We start from the raw sequence: 18112 nt of genomic DNA, 5'->3' as shown, positions 1-18112 counted from the left end.
CGTTTATAAGTAGATTTTTATTGTTTTTATCTCACCTTTTTTTATTTTTATTTTCTGAATATCTTGTTTTATCGTTTCCTCTGCCATGTTTACTTCATCTATCTTTTTATAATCATGATTTAATTTTATTTCAAAATCTTTTTCATTTTCATGATTTGCAAATCTAACTATATAAGTATTTTCTTGGTCATTATAGGTTCTTTTTATTGAATAAATATTTAAACCTGAAAAATCTCCTATAACGTTTTCGTTTAATTGATTTTTTGAATTATATGCAAGAGGTTTATTTATATAGCTTTTGGCATGTTTATATATTTCATAGTCTGTTTGTTGATTTTGAAATATATACGCATATTCATATTTATATTTTCCCATACATTGAGCTTCTGGAGTTGGAAGGGTTGGCCCTGCTCCTACTTTTCTTGTTTTCAATCCATTTTTAGATAACTGCCCAACCGATCTTATTAATGTGATTTTTATTTGATTTTTGTTTTCCACCTCATATTCATGTAAACCTCTTGAAACAAAAGTAATTTTTTTATCGGTAATAAAAGATTCTGTGGCATATCTTGGGACATTTTCTTCAATATAACCATCAGAATTTAGCTGCATATAAGATGTGCCTCCACCATTTTGAGATATGGGTTCTTTATTTTCTTGAATTGTTGGATGTTCAACAAGCCCATAATATCCATCGTTATATATTTTTTCTGTAGCTTTAGATAAAGGCATTTTTATTCTTAATCTGTGATCTTTTGATTTGTTTTCATAAATTAAATCAACGTCTACTCTTGATTTTGTTTTATAGACAATATATTTTATCTTCGCTATATTAATTTCTGTTTTTTTGCTTCTTTCTGTGTTTGTGGAATAAGCGGGCAAAGGTATGTCTTTTTCAATGAAAAATTCTACAAAATCTTTGTATTCATAATAATCAAGATTTTTATATTTTGAACCAATTAATTTTTCTTCATCGTTTTCAATGTAAGAATAATTATATTCGTCTCCTACATCTGCGGAATCCCAGAAGGAATTGACTTTTTCATATTTAATTTTGTTGATTTTATCTTTAAGATCAAATGAACCATCTTCATTTATTTTAAACTCTATTAAATCATTTTCATATTTATTCTTTTTGCCAATTATTATTTGATTTTTACTTTCTTTTATTTTATATGTTTTAAAAGACAAAGCGGGGATTTTAGCCATGAACGATATTTTATAGATATTTTTATCGAGTTGACTTATGATACTTGTTTTGTTTATGTAAGAATCCATTTCTGATATAAGCTTAAAATGTTTTGTTCCTCCTAAAATTAATCTAGTTTTTTCATGGTTTAAAAGCCAATACCCTTTATTTTTTATTTTTGTAGGTATTTTTTCATCTCCATCAAAAATAGAATATTCGTCTTTATCTAGTGTCATATAGACTTCTACTTTTTCTTCTATATCAAATTCATTTGGATTAAAGAGAATTATATTGTCTCCTTTTTCTTTACTACCAGATATTTCATCCATATACATAGCTATTGTTGTATCACTTATTTGCAAGGCTTCTTCAAGTCTTGTCATAACATCTCTGTGTACTGAATCAACACTACATCCACAAATACTATCATGCGGATGCGATTTTACAAGTTTTTTAATTCCCATTTCTATCTGTTTTGTATATGATTTCTTGCCTTTAATCATTGAAATCACCGATAAAGGTTCGAGATATTTATAATAATTATTTTGATTTTCAAAATTTAATAATTTTAAATATATTCTTGTTGAAGTTATGTCTTTCAACGTTGGTTCATATGTTGGATCTCTTAATTCGCCTTTTACCGTTTCTAACTTTAAATTATTTGAAAATGTTTCTTTATAAAAGTCATCAAGAGTTGAATGTATCACTTCGTGTTCTTTAATATTTTTGAATATTTCAGGAGTTTCAAAATATATTTTTTCATGATCTACCCCATTCATAAGCAAAACGGAGTTTGATTCTGTGGTTTTTTGAAGTTCGTTTATTTCAGTATTTATTATTTCGTACATTTTTTCTTTTGAATTGTCTCCCTGATAAGCGTTTGTATAGCTTCTAAAATTATTTATTGTGTTTACATTGTCTAATCCATTTTCTGATTGCCAAATAAATTCATTTTTTCTTGAACTTGTCCCTACTCCCCTCCAAACAAGTGCCCCTTGAAGATTTAACCCTTTTATTAAAGAAGGAGTATATGCATTGTGCCCAAACATATCTGGAAGATAAGCAAGTTTCATCCTTTCTATTTCTAATTTTTCCATTATTTTTTTTGCTATTAGATAATTTCTTATGAAAGATTCTCCTGAAATAGTAAATTCATCTGGAAGAATATACCATGGACCAACGTAAACTTTTTTATCTCTTATTAATTTTAAGAGTTTTTCTTTGTTTTCTGGTCTTGCTTCTATATAATCTTCCATTGCAATTACTTGTCCATCAAGAGTAAAATATTTAAAATCTTCATATTTATCTATATTTTCTATTAATTCATCTATAAGTTTTATCAACCTGGCTCGATAAATTTCAAAAGGCATATACCATTCTCTGTCCCAATGTGTATGGGTTACAACATGAGCTTTCATTTTTTACCTCCTTAAGTTATTAAAAGTTTTCGAAAGGGATGTTAAAAAATATTAGTTTCAATCACTTTTAAAGATTACGTTTTTTTGCTAATATGGTTATATATCCCCATAGTATGGGTTTATTTAATTATAGTTTTTTTAATAATTTTAGTCAATTTACTAAATTAATTTTATTTTTTGTTTTTTTTATAAAAAAATATATAATAATAAGGACTACGAATTAATGGAGGGAATACAATGCTGTATTTTTTTGTTTTTTTGGGTGGAATCCTTTCTGGATTCATTAATGTTAATGCTGGTGGAGGTTCTTTGATAACACTCCCTTTGTTAAATTTTTTAGGTTTACCTTTGGACGTTGCAAACGGAACAAACCGTATAGGAATTTTATTTCAAAATGTGACATCAGTTTCCAAATTCAAAAAAGAAAAAGTTCTTGATTTTAAAAGGGCTCTTTTCTTGGCTATTCCTACAACAATAGGAGCTATATTGGGTTCTAACCTTGTTGTTGAAATTGATAAAGATATGTTAAAACCTATTGTAGGAATAATCCTTTTGATAATGAGTGTTTTTATAATTTGGAAACCAAAAGTTTGGGTAGAACAAAAAGATGTAAAAGCAAACAATTTCGTTAGTTTTATTGTATTCTTTGCCATTGGTATTTATGGAGGATTTTTGCAAGCAGGAGTGGGATTCTTTTTTATAATAGCTCTTGTTATGCTTGAAGGATACGATCTTTTAAAAACAAATGCAATCAAAGTATTCTTAGTTATGGTTTATACAGCATTTTCTTTGCTAATTTTTGCTCTAAATGGTAAAGTTGATTTAATTGCTGGTTTATTTTTGGCTGCAGGTAGTTCTTTAGGTGCATACTTTGGAAGTAAATTTGCAATTAAGAGAGGCTCTAACTGGATAAGATTTATTGTTTTTGCAATGGTTATTATTAGTGCCATAGTTTACTTAGTTCAATCTTTTACATAATTATTTCATAAATATCAAATATTAGTCTTCCAGAATTTATCTGGAAGACTTTTTTTAATTCTTTATACTAATAATGGTATAATTTAAAAAAAGCCCTTTTTTAAGGAGGAAAATAAAAATGGATCAAAGTAAAAATGCCAAGGCAATGAGAATGTTAAAAACAGCGAAAGGTCAAACTGAAGCTGCAATAAAAATGATTGAAAATGACAAATATTGCATAGATATTTCCAATCAAGTTATGGCTTCTATAGCTTTATTAAAAAAAGCAAATACAATGATACTAAAAAACCATATGGAAACTTGTGTTAAATCTGCTGCTATGTCAAAGGATGAAGAAGAAATCGATGAAAAATTTAAAGAAATTGAAAATATTATCACCTACTTAAATAAAAATTTGTAAGGAGTGTTTGTTTTGAATAAAAATGAGTTTGAAACTTTTAGAGAAGAAATGAATCAAAAAATTCTCGAGAAAGGCACTTTAAATACTAAGAGATTTTTTAGTTTGGATAATTCAGTTTATAAAAAAGGGGCTATTCCAACAAAGTATAAAGAATTGATGGGCTTGGCTTCTTCAATGGTTTTGAGGTGTGAAGGGTGTATTTCTTATCATATTAATCAATGCATTAAAGAAGGGGCAACAGACGAAGAAATATTCGAAGCTTTTGATATTGCTTTGATTATTGGTGGCTCTATTGTAATACCTCATCTCCGAGAAGCTGTAAAATTTTTGGAAGAAGCAAGAAAAAGTGAGGAGATATAATGTCAGATTTATATCTCATAGATGGCTCTGGGATTGCTTATAGGGCGTTTTTTGCTATAGGAAATTGGATGCAAAATTCTGAAGGTGTTCCAACAAACGCCACTTTTGGTGTTGCAAGAATGCTTTATAAACTTATAAAAGATTATGTAAAAAAAGGCAGTGATTCTGTCGTCTTTGTTATGGACAAAAAAACTACCACATATAGAAACGAACTTTTGGAGACATATAAGGCAAATAGGCCAAAAGCTCCAGATGAATTTGTTCAACAATTACCTTATATAATTGAAATTGTTGAACATATGGGTATTAAAACTCTTGGACTTGAGAATTACGAGGCAGATGATGTTATAGCCACTATGGCTACTGAAAGAAGCAAAGATTTTGATAATGTTTATATTATCACTTCTGACAAAGATATGATGCAACTTGTAAAAGATAATGTTTATATTTTGAGGCCTGAAAAGGGTACAAGTGATATTGTTAAATACGATAGAGAACAAGTTCATAAAAAAATGGGAGTTTATCCAGAACAGATTAACGATTTATTGGCTCTTATGGGAGATTCTGCAGATAATATACCAGGAGTTAAAGGGATTGGAATTAAAACTGCTCAAAAATTGTTGAAAGAATACGATACTCTTGAAAATGTTTATGAACATTTAGAGGAAGTTAAAGGTGCTGCGAAGAAAAAGCTCATCAACGACAAAGATAATGCCTTTATGAGTCAAAAACTTGTTAGGCTTATGTATGACGCTCCTTTGGATTTTGAAGATAGCGAGATGAAGTACAATGGCCCTAAAGATTCTCTTATTGAATACTTAAAAGAACTTGATTTTTCTTCTCTTATAAAAGACATGGAACTCGAAGATGAAAAAGATGATGAAGACGACCAAGATTATTCAAAAAAAGTAGAGTACAAACTTTTAAAACCTGAAGAGCTTGATAAATTCATCAAAAATACCCTTAACAAAGCAGAGAAAGTAGCTTTTGACTTAGAAACAAATTCTTTAGATCCTATAAAGGCAGATATTTACGGTGTCGCCATGGCAACAAAAGCTTTTGAAGGTTTTTATTTAGATGTATCGAAGTTAGATAAAGATAAAAAAGATAAAACTGTTAAAAAATTATTGGATGCTTTGAAAGATAAGAAAATTATAGGCCAAAATTTAAAATACGATATCTCTGTTTTGAAGAGTAATGGATATGAAATGGAAGAAATTTATTTTGATACAATGATCGGTGCTTATCTTCTCAACCCAGATTCAAGAAAGTTTAACATGGATGATCTGGCCAAAAAATATTTGAATTATGAAACGATAAAATATGATGATTTAATTGGAACAAAACTCTTTGCTTCGGATATACGGGATTTAGACCAAAAAGATGTAGTTAAATACGCCGGGGAAGATGCAGACATTACGTTTAGACTGTATAAAAAATTATCAAAAGAGTTAGAGAAAAAAGAGATGGTCAATGTTCTACATGACATAGAAATGCCTATAGTTCCTATTCTCTCTGAAATGGAGAATAATGGAGTTTATTTTGACAAAGATGCATTAAAAAAACTCGAAGATGAATTCCAAAAAAAGATAGACAAAGTTTATGAAGAAATGGTCGATATGGCGGATTACGAATTCAACCCTAATTCTCCAAAACAAGTTGGTGAACTTTTGTATGACAGACTTGGGCTTAAAGGCAAGAAAAAAACAAAGAGTGGAAGCTATTCTACAGATGCCGAATCTCTGGAATTTCTAAGGGATAAAAACCCAATAGTAGAAAAATTACTCGAATATAGAAAATATCAAAAATTACAATCTACATACGTACAGGCAATTCCAAAATTGATTAACGATAAGACCGGAAGAATTCATACTTCTTTCAATCAAACGGGAACAGCTACAGGAAGACTATCCAGTTCTGAGCCAAACCTTCAAAATATACCTATAAGAGATGAAGAAGGGGAAAGAATCAGAAGAACTGTAAGTGCCCAAAAAGATGGTTGGACTTTGATATCTGCTGATTATTCGCAAATAGAACTAAGAGTACTGGCTCATTTAACAAAAGACGAAACACTTTTAAAAGCATACAAAGAAAACAAAGATATTCACGCCATAACTGCATCCCAAATATTTGGTGTTGATTTGGATGATGTTACAACAGAGATGAGAAGAACAGGAAAAATGGTTAATTTTAGCCTTGTTTATGGAGCTTCTCCATATGGGTTATCACAAAAGTTGAATATTTCCTTTAAAGAAGCCAAACAATTTATAGATAGATATTTTAAATTATACAAAAAAGTAGAAGAAAACCAAGAAAATGCCATTAAATTAGCGAAAGAAAAAGGGTATGTTGAAACTCTTTACGGTAGAAAAAGATTTGTAAAAAATATCCGAACTGGTAGTCACGATATCAAAAGAATAGCTATAAACACTCCAATACAGGGAACAGCTGCTGACATAATGAAATTTGCGATGATAAAAGTTTATAAAAATCTACCTGTTTATGCAAAAATGATTTTACAAATTCACGATGAAATCGTTCTTGAAATACCAGAAGATAAAACAGAGGAAATCAAAAAAATCCTTATAGAAAATATGGAAAATGCTGTTGAATTGGACGTACCTTTAAAAGCAGATGTTTCTGTGGGAAAATACTGGAGTAAATGAAACATTTTTTAATTTTTGTTTAAGGCCCTTTTTTGATATAATTTCACTGATACAAAATTAATGAGGGCGAACATTTCGTTCGCCCTTAATGTAGTAATAATTTATATTTTTACCTTGGAGGAATAAAATGGAAAAATTTCACATTGTAAGACTTGGATGCCCTAAAAATGACGCTGACATGGATATTTTTAGAGGTATTATGGAAAATAAAGGTTATATATATTCTGAAGATCCAAAAAGTGCAGACACTATTTTTATAGATACCTGTGGGTTTATTGAATCTGCAAAAAAAGAATCTATCGATACAATATTTGACTATAATTCTTTAAAAGAAGAAAATCCAGATTTAAAGATAATACCCATAGGGTGTTTAATAGAGAGATATTATGACGATTTTAAAGAAGAACTAAAAGAAGTAGATGGGTTGTATGGAGTAATCCCGCCTGCTGTTATAGCAAATAATTTTGAAAAAGGAAATTACTATTTACAGTTGGAAACTCCTTATGATACTTATAACTGTGATTTTAGACATGTCCCTGATACAAATTATGCTTATATAAAAATCGCTGATGGATGTAACAGAAATTGTAATTTCTGTTCTATCCCTTATTTCAAAGGTAAACCTGCAAGTAGAGAAATAGAAGACATAGTAAACGAAGCTAAATTTCTCGTGGATAACGGAATAAAGGAAATTATCTTAGTCTCACAGGACAACACTCTTTACGGTGCAGATTTATACAGAAAACAGTCTTTGCCAGAGTTGTTGAACAAGATAAATCAAATAGAAGGTGATTTCTGGGTAAGGGTTATGTACTTACACCCAGATTTTATAAATGACGAGATAATAAACGCAATTCACAACAATGAAAAAGTGTTAAACTATTTTGATATTCCTGTCCAAAATGGTTCTGATAATGTTTTAAAACTAATGGGTAGAGTTAGAATGAAAGACAAAATAAAAGAAATTGTAAAAAAAGCCAAGGCAAATGGTTCTGCTGTTAGAACTACTATTTTACTTGGTTTCCCTGGTGAAACAGACCAGGATTTCAAAGAAACTATGGATTTCATAGACGAAATCGAATTTGATAGATTAGGTGTGTTTTCATTTTCCCCTGAAGAAGGGACTCCCGCTTTCGATTTTGATTATGAAGTTGATGAAGGAACAAAAGATCAAAGGGTTGATGCTTTACTTGAGCTTCAAAAGGCTATTTCAGAAGATATAATGGAAAAATATATTGGTAAAACTTTAGACGTTTTAGTTGAAGAATATTCAGATGGTGTCTACGTTGGTAGATCGTTTTTAGACGCACCTGAAATAGATGGAAATGTATTTTTCAAGACAGATAAAAAGATTGAATTAGGTTCTTTTGTAAAAGTAAAGATAACGAACTCTCTTGACTACGATTTGGAAGGAGAATTATTATGAATGTACCAAATGCTGTATCAATTTTAAGAATCATAATGACGGTACCGGTTTACATATTGACGGTTATGGGACCGGATTATAAGATAGCAGCTTTGATATTGTTTGCAATCGCTGCTTTAAGCGACCTTTTCGACGGTTGGTATGCAAGAAAATTTAATCAAATCACCAATCTGGGAAAATTCCTCGATCAAATTTCAGATAAAATTCTCATAAATGCAGTTTTTATAGCTTTATTAGGTGCTGGGATTATTCCTGGCTGGTTTGTAGCTATAATAGTATCAAGAGATACATTTGTAAGTGGTATAAGAATGTTTTTGGCAAGCAAAAATGTTGTCGTCGCAGCTGATAATTTTGGAAAACTAAAAACTTTTCTACAAATTGTTTCAATCCTCTATGCTTATTTGTTTGTGAACGAACCAGTATTAATTTCATTGCTGATATTTACAGCTGTAGTTAGCGTTGTTTCTGGGATAAATTATTTTACAAAAAACAAGCATTACATATTATAAGATTTTTTATCGATAATTTAGGGGGATACAGATGAGAAAACAAGAAAAAATACATCACAATCAAAGAAAAACAATCAGAACTTTTGTAGCTATAGAACCTGGTGAAAATTTAAAAATGCTACTTACAGATACTATAGAGAAATTAAAGAGAATGGGTTTTAAAGGTAACTGGACTAAACCAGAAAATATACATTTAACTTTGTTCTTTCTCGGAAATTTGAATATGCATAAAATCGTAGATATTGCGTATAAAATGGGAGAAAGAATTTCTGGATTCCCATCTTTTGTTTATGATGTTGAAAAATTAGGTTATTTCGCACAAGGTGACAATTTAAAAACTTTGTGGTTTGGTGTTCACGGTGGAAAAACTTTGGAAGGTATTTATTCTGAAGTTAAAAAATCTATCATATTTAATTCTATCGATGTTTCTAAAGAAACCTTTGTTCCCCACATTACAGTGGGACGTATTAAAAAATATCCTGATCATTGGAAAGCTTTATTAGGATCTATAGACTTTGAAAAAATAGAGGTTCCTGTAGATTCTGTAGGACTTTACTCATCTACATTGACTAAAAAAGGTCCTATTTACAAAAAAATGTACACGATCGATTTTGAGGGAGGCGTAATAATTAATGGCTAAGAAGAAAACCGATAATAATAATAACGGAAAAGACCAATTACTAGAAAAATTAGTCAAAGAATTAGAAAAAAATCACGGTAAAGGTTCAGTTATGCTAATGGGAAAAGGCAATGAAAATAACCACGTTGCATCAATTCCAAGCGGTGTACTTTCTCTTGATAATGCCTTGGGAATTGGTGGCTTACCGAGAGGAAGAATTGTTGAAATTTATGGTAATGAAAGCTCAGGTAAAACAACTTTAACTCTACAAGCTTTGGCAGAAGTTCAAAAGCACAATGGTGTAGCAGCTTTTGTCGATGCAGAACATGCTTTAGATATTGAATATGCTGAGAAGCTTGGTGTAGATATTGACAAGTTAATTGTTTCTCAACCAGATTATGGTGAACAAGCTTTAGAAATAGTGGATTCTTTAGTTAGATCGAACATGGTTGATATGGTCGTTCTTGACTCTGTAGCTGCATTAGTACCAAAATCAGAAATTGATGGGGCTATGGGAGATTCCCATGTTGGCTTACAAGCGAGACTTATGTCTCAGGCCCTAAGAAAATTAGCTGGAAGTGTAAGCAAATCAAAAACAATAGTTGTTTTCATCAACCAAGTAAGGATGAAAATTGGTGTAATGTATGGTAACCCAGAAACAACCACTGGTGGGGTTGCTTTAAAATTTTATTCAAGTGTAAGAATTGAAGTAAGAAGAGGAAGTCAAATAAGAGAAGGTAAAGACGCTATAGGTAACGAAACTAAATTAAAGGTTGTTAAAAACAAAGTTGCACCTCCTTTTAAAGAAGCTCAAGTAGATATGATTTATGGAAAAGGTATTGCAAAGGAAAATGATATCTTTAATTTAGCTGTAGAGGAAGGATTGATCCAGAGAAAAGGGGCTTGGTTCTCTTATGTAAATGAAGACGAAGAAGAAGTAAGCTTGGGGCAAGGTAAAATAAATTCTTTGGATTATTTAAAAGAACATCCAGAACTTCTTGATTATTTTGAATACCAAATAAGGAAGAAGAAAGATTTATATATTCCAGAAGATTTAGAAAAATCCATAAAAGAAATGAAAAAAAATGAAAAAAAGGCATTAAAGGAAGAAACTCAGGACAAAGAAGAAACTCAGGATGAATCTGATGAAGAAAAATGATCCTGATTCTTTAGCTGATGCCGAAAATTCTGCTGCCCATTTGATAAAATATAGAATGAGAGCAGAAAAAGAGTTACGACACAGGCTCCGTGATAAGGGGTATAATGATAAAATTATAGATGAGCTAATTATAAAATTAAAAAAAATAGGTATAATAGATGATCATAAATTCGCTTATTTATATATGTACGACAAGGTAACATTGAATAAGAAAGGTGTTATTGCAGTTTCTAACGATTTATTAAAGCTCGGAGTTGAAAAATATATAGTAGATGAAACGGCCCAAAAAATAAAAAATGAAGTAAATATGTACGATATCGCAAAAGAACAAGCAGAAAAATATTTATCGACTAATAATGATTTTCTTAAACTTAGAAAATATTTATTTAGAAGAGGATTTGACACAGAAATAATAGAGTACGTTATTAAAGATTTAGGAGGTGATGCGGATGATTATTAATATAATAATCGCTGTAATCGTTGCTATTATTGGACTATTTGTTGGTTTATTTTTAGGAAATTCAAAATTTATTGGAAGCTTAAAAAATAAAAAAGAATTACTAGAAAAAGACATCGAATATGCTAAAAAAGAAGCAAAAGAAATAAAAGAAAAAGCAAATGAAGAAGCAAAAAGTTTGAGAAAAAAAGAAATAGTAGAAGCCAGAGAAGAAATACATAAAATGAGAAAAGAGTTTGATAAAGAAATCAAACAACAAAAAGATGAGGCAAAAGCTTTAGAAGATAGATTAATCAGAAGAGAAGAAAACTTGGATAGAAAAGAAGAAAACTTGGATAGGACTAAAGAAAAAATAGAAAAAGAAAAAATAGAAATTGAAAATATGAAAAAAGAAGCTCAAAATAAACTAAATGAAATTGCAAATCTAACTGAAGAAGAAGCAAGACAAATCATAATGAATGAAGTTAAAGAAAAGTACGAAGTAGACATCGCTCAAAAATTCAAAGAAATAAAAGAAAATTACGAAGAGGATGCTAAAAAATATTCTAAATGGGTTATAACTACTGCTATTCAAAGATATGCATCTGATGTAACTTCTGAAATCACAACTTCTACTGTTGTTTTACCCGCTGATGACATGAAAGGTAGAATTATTGGTAGAGAAGGTAGAAACATTAGAACTTTCGAAAAACTAACTGGGACTGATTTAATTATAGACGATACACCAGAAATAGTAGTTCTCTCATGTTTTAATCCTTTGAGAAGAGAAATAGCTAAACGAACACTTGAACAATTAGTTGCAGATGGAAGAATTCATCCAGCAAGAATAGAAGAAATGTACGATAAAACAAAAACAGAAGTAGAAGAATACATTAAAGATGCTGGTAAAGAAGCAATTATGAGAGTTGGAATTAAACAACCTCATCCAGAAATTGTCAAACTTTTAGGTAGACTAAAATTCAGAACAAGTTATGGTCAAGACGTATTGGAACATTCAATTGAGGTTGCACAATTTGCTGGCCTTATGGCTTCTGAATTGGGATTAAATGTGGAACTCGCTAAAAGAGCTGCTTTATTCCACGACCTTGGAAAAGCCATTGATCACGAAGTTGAAGGCTCTCACGCTCTCGTTGGTGGACAAATTGCTAAGAGATACAACGAAAGATTAGAAGTTATAAACGGTATGCAATATCATCATAACGAAGTTGATCCTATGACTCCTGAAGCCGTTCTTGTTGGTGCTGCAGATGCTTTATCTGCTGCAAGGCCAGGTGCAAGAAGAGAAACTCTTGAAAACTATGTAAGAAGAATAGAACAATTAGAAGACATTGCAAAATCGTTCAGATATGTTGATAAAGCATATGCAATTCAAGCTGGAAGAGAACTCAGAATCATCGTTCAACCAGATAAAATAGACGATGCAATTGCAGAAAAACTGTCTCAAGATATATCAATTCAAATAGAAGAAAAAATGCAGTACCCTGGTGTAATAAAAGTTACTGTAATAAGAGAAAAAAGAAGCGTTTCTTACGCAAGCTAATAAATCAAAAATCCCCAAGCTAAAAGCTTGGGGATTTTATTATATCTTATATCTCAAATTTTTTTATTTCTTGGTTAAGATCGTCCGAAATTTGGTTCATGGCATCTACTTGTTCTAATAAAGAATTTATGACCTCTGTTTCTTTTTTCAAATCGTTGTTCAACGAGTTAACTTGTTTTTTAGTGTTTTGAGTTAATTTGTCAACATCTTGCATATCTTTTCTGAAGGATTCTATTACATCATTTTCTTGAGAAACTGTTTGCTTTAGATTGTTTGCAAAGTCTTTTAAAGAATAAGAACTCGATTTTAGATTTGAAAATCCCTTTTCAAAATTTGAAATAGTATTCTTTAAAATTTCTATTTCGTCTACAGTTGATTTTACCCTATTTTTAAGATCATCTAACCTTCCGAAAGATTTATCCATTTCATCTGCTATTCCGCTTGCTGTTTGAGCTGTTTCTGTGGATAATTTTCTTATTTCATCTGCAACTACAGCAAAACCTTTTCCAGCTTCTCCAGCACGTGATGCTTCTATAGAGGCGTTTAACGCCAATAGGTTAGTCTGCTTTGAAATATCCAAAATACTGTCTATATATGAATTTATATTTTGGAATTCTTTTAAGAAATTATCAAGTTTTTCTTCTGTACTCATAATAAATTCTCTTAAACTGTTTGATACCTTGTTGATATTTTGAACTTCTTTGTCTCCTTCTTTCGCTATTGAAACAGAATCTTCTGATATCTTCTGTATATTGTTTGCCCCTTTATCAACTTCGTTAGAAGAGCTTCTTAATCTATCCAAATATCCTGAAATGTTGGTATTTAGATTTTCTATAGTTCTTTCAATATCTCCAACAAAGCTTATCATGTTTTCCAATTTTTGCTTGGTATTGTCCAAGTCTTTTGCTTTTTCTGAAACATTTGAAGAAGTTTCAACTATTTTATCTGAGTCATTGATTAGATTTTTTATCATGTCTTTCAAAGAATTTGATGTTTCTCTTAATTTGTTCATCATTATATCAAATTCATCTTTTGATTTGTTATTTTTTATATCGTTTTTTAAGTTTCCTTTAGATATATTTTCTAAAACGTTGTTAACTTCAATAACTCTCCTACCAAAACTTTTTCCAAAAAAGTATGCGAAAAATCCGATTAAAACAATCATTATCGTAAGAACTATTAATATATTCTTTACAATTTCGTTTAGACCTAATTCAACGTCGTACTCTATATCTTGCATCTCCAACTTGGCTAAATCAAAATCTGTTTTTAAAGGGATTTCAAATGAGGTGTCTATATTTTCAAAAGGCTTTGATATTTGAACATATAACCCATCGAAAAGTTCTGTACTCGAATAATAGCTCCTCATCTGCTTACCCATTATATTTTCAGTAATATTTTGATCATTTAATTTATCATTCGTCAAATTCAGTTGATCTTCTGGCATATTGGCATAGAGAACTTCTTTGTTTTTAGAATAAAGGGCTACATTAGCGTCTAATAGCTTTGTCAAATCTATCAGTTTTTGATAATCAAACTTGTCCAGTACAACTAAAAATGACTGTATAGTCCCTGTGTTCGTTTTTCCCATAACAGGAAAAAAGCCAACAAAATATGGTTCCCCATTGATTGTTCTTGTCAGTACTCTTGGATAGTTGTTTTGTTGATTTCTTAGATATTCCAAAAATATTTCCTTATTTAGTTCCATAGTATTTAAGTCTTTTATATCTGAATAACCTGGTAGATAAAATTCTGATTTTTTCTGTACAACCTCTTCTCTTTCGTCAAATTCGATTAAATTTGAAGGTGTAGTACTTGAAGGATCAACCATCCAAAGCTGCATACCTGAATAATATTGAGATTCTACAAATGGTTTTAAAAGGTTGAACCTATCCATTAATCCAACTTTTTTAGATTCACTGATGGAAACTATTTCCTGTGTTCGTGATATGAGTTTTCCTGCTTTCTCAATAGTGGATTTTCTATCTTCTAAAAAATTTTCAAAGACACTTTTTAGAGTTTCCATTGAATTATCAAAAGAGTTTATATAACTCGTTTGTAATTCATTGGATATCTGTTCTTCGATTTTTTCTACTTCACTTTGAAGATATATATTGTATTCATTAATATCTTCTTGAATGTTCGAATTGTATTCTTTCAAATCTTTTTGATACTTTTCCTGCATTTCTGCTATTGTGTTGTTTAAATTTTTTTCTATTTCTTCAGTTCTGTCATTTATAGAAATTGCAAAAAAAGCAACTATAAATAAAGCAGGTACAAGAGTTATGATAATAAACAAAAATGTCAGCTTATTGCTGAACTTATTCCACCATTTTATTCTATTTTTCTTCATATTTACACCTCCAAAATGAAACCGTTTCCCTAAAAAATATTATATCAAACTTAACAATAATTAACAATACATATTAATTCTTTTATTTAATTCTTTATGGTAATTTTGTTCAATAAAGTAAATATCTAAAACCATTTTTTGTATCAGATAAAAATTGATATAATTGTATTGGAGGTGAAAATAATGGCAAAAGTAGCTGTTATTATTGATGACTTATTTGAAGATGTGGAATATTCAAAACCAGTAGAAGCTTACAAAAAAGCTGGACACGAAATCATACATATAGGTGTTAAAGAAGGTAAAAAAGTTTATGGAAAAAAAGACAATACAGAAGTTATCATTGACAAAGCTGCAAAAGATGCAGACCCAGAAGAATTTGATGCGCTTTTAGTACCTGGAGGATATTCTCCGGATCATTTAAGAGCCAACGATGATGCAGTGGAATTCACCAAAAAATTTGCTGAAACAAATAAACCAATATTTTTGATTTGTCATGCTGCTCAACTTCTTGTCACAGCAGACGTTCTAAAAGGGAGAATTTTAACAGGGTACAAGGCTGTTATTCAGGATATTAAAAATGCTGGAGCAGAGTATCAGGATAAAGAAGTTGTTATAGATGATAACTTGGTATCGAGTAGACATCCTGGAGATTTACCGATATTTATAGAAGAAACTTTAAAAAAACTGAATTAAAATAACCCCCCTCAAATTGATATGGAACAGTTCAAATTTGAGGGGGTTATTTTTTTATCTTTTAAAATAGGTGATAAACTTTGAAAACCGATACCATTATTAAAGAAGTTACTGACATTATTTTTATCAAAATATCAAGTGAAGGGCCTACTGTATCTTTCAAAGGGTCTCCAACTGTATCTCCTACAACGGATGCTTTGTGAGCATCGCTGCCTTTTCCTTCGCCTTCAACATTTCCGGCTTCTATATTTTTCTTACCATTATCCCAAGCTCCTCCAGAATTGGCAGAGAATATCGCAAGCATTATACCACTTAATGTTGTTCCTACTAATAATCCACCAACAAAGTCAGGGCCAAATATAAATCCACTAATTATAGGTGTGGCTACAGATATAAAAGCAGGTATTTTCATTTCCTTTAAAGAACCTTCAGAACTAATTCTTATGCATCTTTCGTAATCTGGATCACTTTTACCTTCCATCAATCCAGGAATTTCCTTAAACTGTCTTCTAACTTCCGAAACCATTTTATTAGCAGCATTTACAACAGCGTCTATTAAAAAAGCACTAAAGAAAAATGGGAGTGATGCACCAAATATTGCCCCTGATATTGTTTTAGAACTAATCAAATTCAATTGTAAAACTTGGTTTAGATTAACTATGCCAGAATCCCCTGGCCCCGCTTGGGCATATATGTAAGATGCAAATAGTGATAGAGCTGCCAATCCAGCGGAACCTATTGCAAATCCTTTCCCTATAGCTGCAGTTGTGTTACCAACTGAGTCTAATTTATCTGTTATTTTCCTTACAGATTCGTGTAAGCCTGTCATTTCACTTATTCCGCCTGCGTTATCTGCTATTGGTCCATAAGAATCAACTGATACAGTTGCAGCTACAAAAGAAAGCATTCCTATTGCTGCCATCGCAACTCCGTATAAACCAGACATTTCATATGAAATCAAAATACCAAGCATAAGCATGAATGCAGGCAAGAAAACACTCCTCATACCAAGAGCTAATCCTTTTGTGATTACTATAGCTGGCCCGCCTTTTGCAAATTCAGATAAATTTCGAGTTGGTTTATATTTTTCACTGGTATAATACTCAGCTAACAATCCAATAATTATTCCAACAACTATACCAACTACAGCTGATATCCAAGGAGATAAAAATCCAAATTTAAAGCCAATTGTATCAAGCTCTTCTGCAGGTATTCCCCCTAAATAAAACCATGTCATAACAAAAGTAAAAACAAGAGTCAAAAACGCTGACATAAACAGCGATCTATTTAACTCTCCATGTGGATTTTCTGAATTTTTTCTAAATATTATGTACATAATTCCTATCATGGCAGAGATCAACCCTAAAGCTGTAAAAAACAACGGAAACAGAGATAACTTTATTGTTGAATCGTGCGAAAATTGTTCTGGTCCCAAAAGAAAATTTGTATATAATATCAAAACAACTGCTGAAATAATAGAACCAATATAACTTTCAAGTAAATCTGCTCCAAGTCCTGCAACGTCACCAACATTATCTCCAACGTTGTCTGCTATTGTAGCAGGATTTCTTCTGTCATCTTCTGGTAAAGCTAATTCTGTTTTACCTACCAAGTCCGCTCCCATATCAGCGGCTTTTGTATAAATACCTCCACCAACTCTGTCAAACATAGCTATTATAGAACAACCTAAAGCATATCCTGATACGGTCATAGTGAATGGAATATAGTTAATATTCAACCAATTTATTCTTATGACAATATTTTCTGGATTTAATTGTCCAAAAATATCACCAAAAATAACATACATCAATATCAATCCTGTCAAGGCAAATCCAGCAACAGATAGTCCCATTACACTACCGCCTGTGAAAGCTGTTTTTAAAGTTTTACCAATTTTTCTCTCTTCTCTTGCAACATTAGCAACCCTCACATTAGCATAGGTTGCAATTTTCATACCCACCATTCCAGCAAGAGCACTCATCAATGCTCCCGAAACAAAAGCAATTCCTACATACCAATCTATTAATATTGACAAACCAATTCCAATAAAAACCACATAGATAGAAATCATTCTGTATTCATGGTTGATAAAAGTGTTAGCTCCTACCCTTATAGCTTTTGCCACTTCCTGCATTTCCTTTGTTCCTTCAGGCAACTTAAGTACACGTTTGAAATTAAGTCTTGCTAAAAAAAGTGCAAATACTGGTACTATTAATAAAACCCATAAGCCATTCATTAGAACACCTCCGTTTGGTTTGAAAATGAGAAAAACTATAAAACTATAAATATTAGCCCATTATAATTTTACTCTTTTTTTGGAATTGAAAAAAATTAGATTATTCATA

Annotated in this window: 14 protein-coding genes; 11 read left to right on the top strand and 3 right to left on the bottom strand. The window is 30.8% G+C overall.

All coding sequences use genetic code 11. From position 1 onward, the window contains the following. Positions 1–3: 3 nt before the first annotated feature. The gene (locus BLS00_RS08010; RefSeq protein WP_091404613.1) at positions 4–2607 is read right to left on the bottom strand and encodes a glycoside hydrolase family 38 N-terminal domain-containing protein; all 2604 of its coding nucleotides are present in this window, start codon (positions 2605–2607) and stop codon (positions 4–6) included. 237 nt (positions 2608–2844) lie between these two features. On the opposite strand from BLS00_RS08010, the gene BLS00_RS08005 reads away from it, so the two are divergent. From BLS00_RS08005 to rny, 10 genes are all read left to right on the top strand, one after another. Continuing rightward, positions 2845–3585 carry a sulfite exporter TauE/SafE family protein gene (locus BLS00_RS08005; protein WP_091404611.1) on the top strand — a complete coding sequence of 247 codons (741 nt, stop codon included), beginning with the start codon at positions 2845–2847 and terminating at the stop codon, positions 3583–3585. A 118-nt stretch (positions 3586–3703) separates the two neighbouring features. Then, positions 3704–3985 carry a metal-sensing transcriptional repressor gene (locus tag BLS00_RS08000; RefSeq protein WP_091404607.1) on the top strand — a complete coding sequence of 94 codons (282 nt, stop codon included), beginning with the start codon at positions 3704–3706 and terminating at the stop codon, positions 3983–3985. Positions 3986–3997: 12 nt separating this feature from the next. Continuing rightward, positions 3998–4345 carry a carboxymuconolactone decarboxylase family protein gene (locus tag BLS00_RS07995; protein WP_205742423.1) on the top strand — a complete coding sequence of 116 codons (348 nt, stop codon included), beginning with the start codon at positions 3998–4000 and terminating at the stop codon, positions 4343–4345. After that, positions 4345–7011: a DNA polymerase I gene (gene polA / locus BLS00_RS07990; RefSeq protein WP_091404604.1), complete on the top strand. Its 2667-nt coding sequence runs from the start codon at positions 4345–4347 to the stop codon at positions 7009–7011. The genes BLS00_RS07995 and polA overlap by 1 nt, the downstream gene beginning before the upstream one ends. A gap of 127 nt (positions 7012–7138) precedes the next feature. Further along, complete coding sequence (gene rimO / locus BLS00_RS07985; protein ID WP_091404602.1) at positions 7139–8437, top strand: 30S ribosomal protein S12 methylthiotransferase RimO; 1299 nt, start codon at positions 7139–7141, stop codon at positions 8435–8437. Then, positions 8434–8946, top strand: coding sequence for a CDP-diacylglycerol--glycerol-3-phosphate 3-phosphatidyltransferase (pgsA, locus tag BLS00_RS07980; RefSeq protein ID WP_091404599.1), 513 nt, complete (start codon positions 8434–8436; stop codon positions 8944–8946). Before rimO ends, pgsA begins: the two co-directional genes overlap by 4 nt. 31 nt (positions 8947–8977) lie before the next feature. After that, positions 8978–9586: an RNA 2',3'-cyclic phosphodiesterase gene (gene thpR / locus BLS00_RS07975; RefSeq protein WP_091404598.1), complete on the top strand. Its 609-nt coding sequence runs from the start codon at positions 8978–8980 to the stop codon at positions 9584–9586. Beyond that, positions 9579–10724: a recombinase RecA gene (gene recA, locus BLS00_RS07970; protein ID WP_091404596.1), complete on the top strand. Its 1146-nt coding sequence runs from the start codon at positions 9579–9581 to the stop codon at positions 10722–10724. The genes thpR and recA overlap by 8 nt, the downstream gene beginning before the upstream one ends. Continuing rightward, entirely contained in the window at positions 10711–11184 is a 474-nt protein-coding gene (locus BLS00_RS07965) for a regulatory protein RecX (RefSeq protein ID WP_176759874.1), read from the top strand. Before recA ends, BLS00_RS07965 begins: the two co-directional genes overlap by 14 nt. Then, a complete protein-coding gene (gene rny, locus BLS00_RS07960; RefSeq protein WP_091404593.1) occupies positions 11168–12721 on the top strand; it encodes a ribonuclease Y in 1554 nt (517 codons plus the stop codon). Before BLS00_RS07965 ends, rny begins: the two co-directional genes overlap by 17 nt. Before the next feature lie 46 nt (positions 12722–12767). Here rny and BLS00_RS07955 read toward each other — a convergent pair whose 3' ends face one another. Continuing rightward, entirely contained in the window at positions 12768–15074 is a 2307-nt protein-coding gene (locus BLS00_RS07955) for a methyl-accepting chemotaxis protein (RefSeq protein ID WP_091404592.1), read from the bottom strand. 183 nt (positions 15075–15257) lie between these two features. On the opposite strand from BLS00_RS07955, the gene BLS00_RS07950 reads away from it, so the two are divergent. Beyond that, positions 15258–15767: a type 1 glutamine amidotransferase domain-containing protein gene (locus BLS00_RS07950; RefSeq protein WP_091404590.1), complete on the top strand. Its 510-nt coding sequence runs from the start codon at positions 15258–15260 to the stop codon at positions 15765–15767. 61 nt (positions 15768–15828) lie between these two features. Here BLS00_RS07950 and BLS00_RS07945 read toward each other — a convergent pair whose 3' ends face one another. Further along, the gene (locus tag BLS00_RS07945; RefSeq protein WP_091404588.1) at positions 15829–18003 is read right to left on the bottom strand and encodes a sodium-translocating pyrophosphatase; all 2175 of its coding nucleotides are present in this window, start codon (positions 18001–18003) and stop codon (positions 15829–15831) included. Between the last annotated feature and the right edge of the window lie 109 nt (positions 18004–18112).

The organism is Geotoga petraea (assembly GCF_900102615.1).
GTDB classification, from domain to species: domain Bacteria; phylum Thermotogota; class Thermotogae; order Petrotogales; family Petrotogaceae; genus Geotoga; species Geotoga petraea.
The sequence above is the reverse complement of the archived record's forward strand: the minus strand, read 5'-3'. Positions and strand labels throughout refer to the sequence as shown.

Excerpts from the sequence above, each read along its gene's own strand:
- BLS00_RS08010 (WP_091404613.1), bottom strand. The coding sequence starts at position 2,607 with ATGAAAGCTCATGTTGTAACCCATACACATTGGGACAGAGAATGGTAT.
- BLS00_RS08005 (WP_091404611.1), top strand. The coding sequence starts at position 2,845 with ATGCTGTATTTTTTTGTTTTTTTGGGTGGAATCCTTTCTGGATTCATT.
- BLS00_RS08000 (WP_091404607.1), top strand. The coding sequence starts at position 3,704 with ATGGATCAAAGTAAAAATGCCAAGGCAATGAGAATGTTAAAAACAGCG.
- polA (WP_091404604.1), top strand. The coding sequence starts at position 4,345 with ATGTCAGATTTATATCTCATAGATGGCTCTGGGATTGCTTATAGGGCG.
- rimO (WP_091404602.1), top strand. The coding sequence starts at position 7,139 with ATGGAAAAATTTCACATTGTAAGACTTGGATGCCCTAAAAATGACGCT.
- pgsA (WP_091404599.1), top strand. The coding sequence starts at position 8,434 with ATGAATGTACCAAATGCTGTATCAATTTTAAGAATCATAATGACGGTA.
- thpR (WP_091404598.1), top strand. The coding sequence starts at position 8,978 with ATGAGAAAACAAGAAAAAATACATCACAATCAAAGAAAAACAATCAGA.
- recA (WP_091404596.1), top strand. The coding sequence starts at position 9,579 with ATGGCTAAGAAGAAAACCGATAATAATAATAACGGAAAAGACCAATTA.
- BLS00_RS07965 (WP_176759874.1), top strand. The coding sequence starts at position 10,711 with ATGAAGAAAAATGATCCTGATTCTTTAGCTGATGCCGAAAATTCTGCT.
- rny (WP_091404593.1), top strand. The coding sequence starts at position 11,168 with ATGCGGATGATTATTAATATAATAATCGCTGTAATCGTTGCTATTATT.
- BLS00_RS07955 (WP_091404592.1), bottom strand. The coding sequence starts at position 15,074 with ATGAAGAAAAATAGAATAAAATGGTGGAATAAGTTCAGCAATAAGCTG.
- BLS00_RS07950 (WP_091404590.1), top strand. The coding sequence starts at position 15,258 with ATGGCAAAAGTAGCTGTTATTATTGATGACTTATTTGAAGATGTGGAA.
- BLS00_RS07945 (WP_091404588.1), bottom strand. The coding sequence starts at position 18,003 with ATGAATGGCTTATGGGTTTTATTAATAGTACCAGTATTTGCACTTTTT.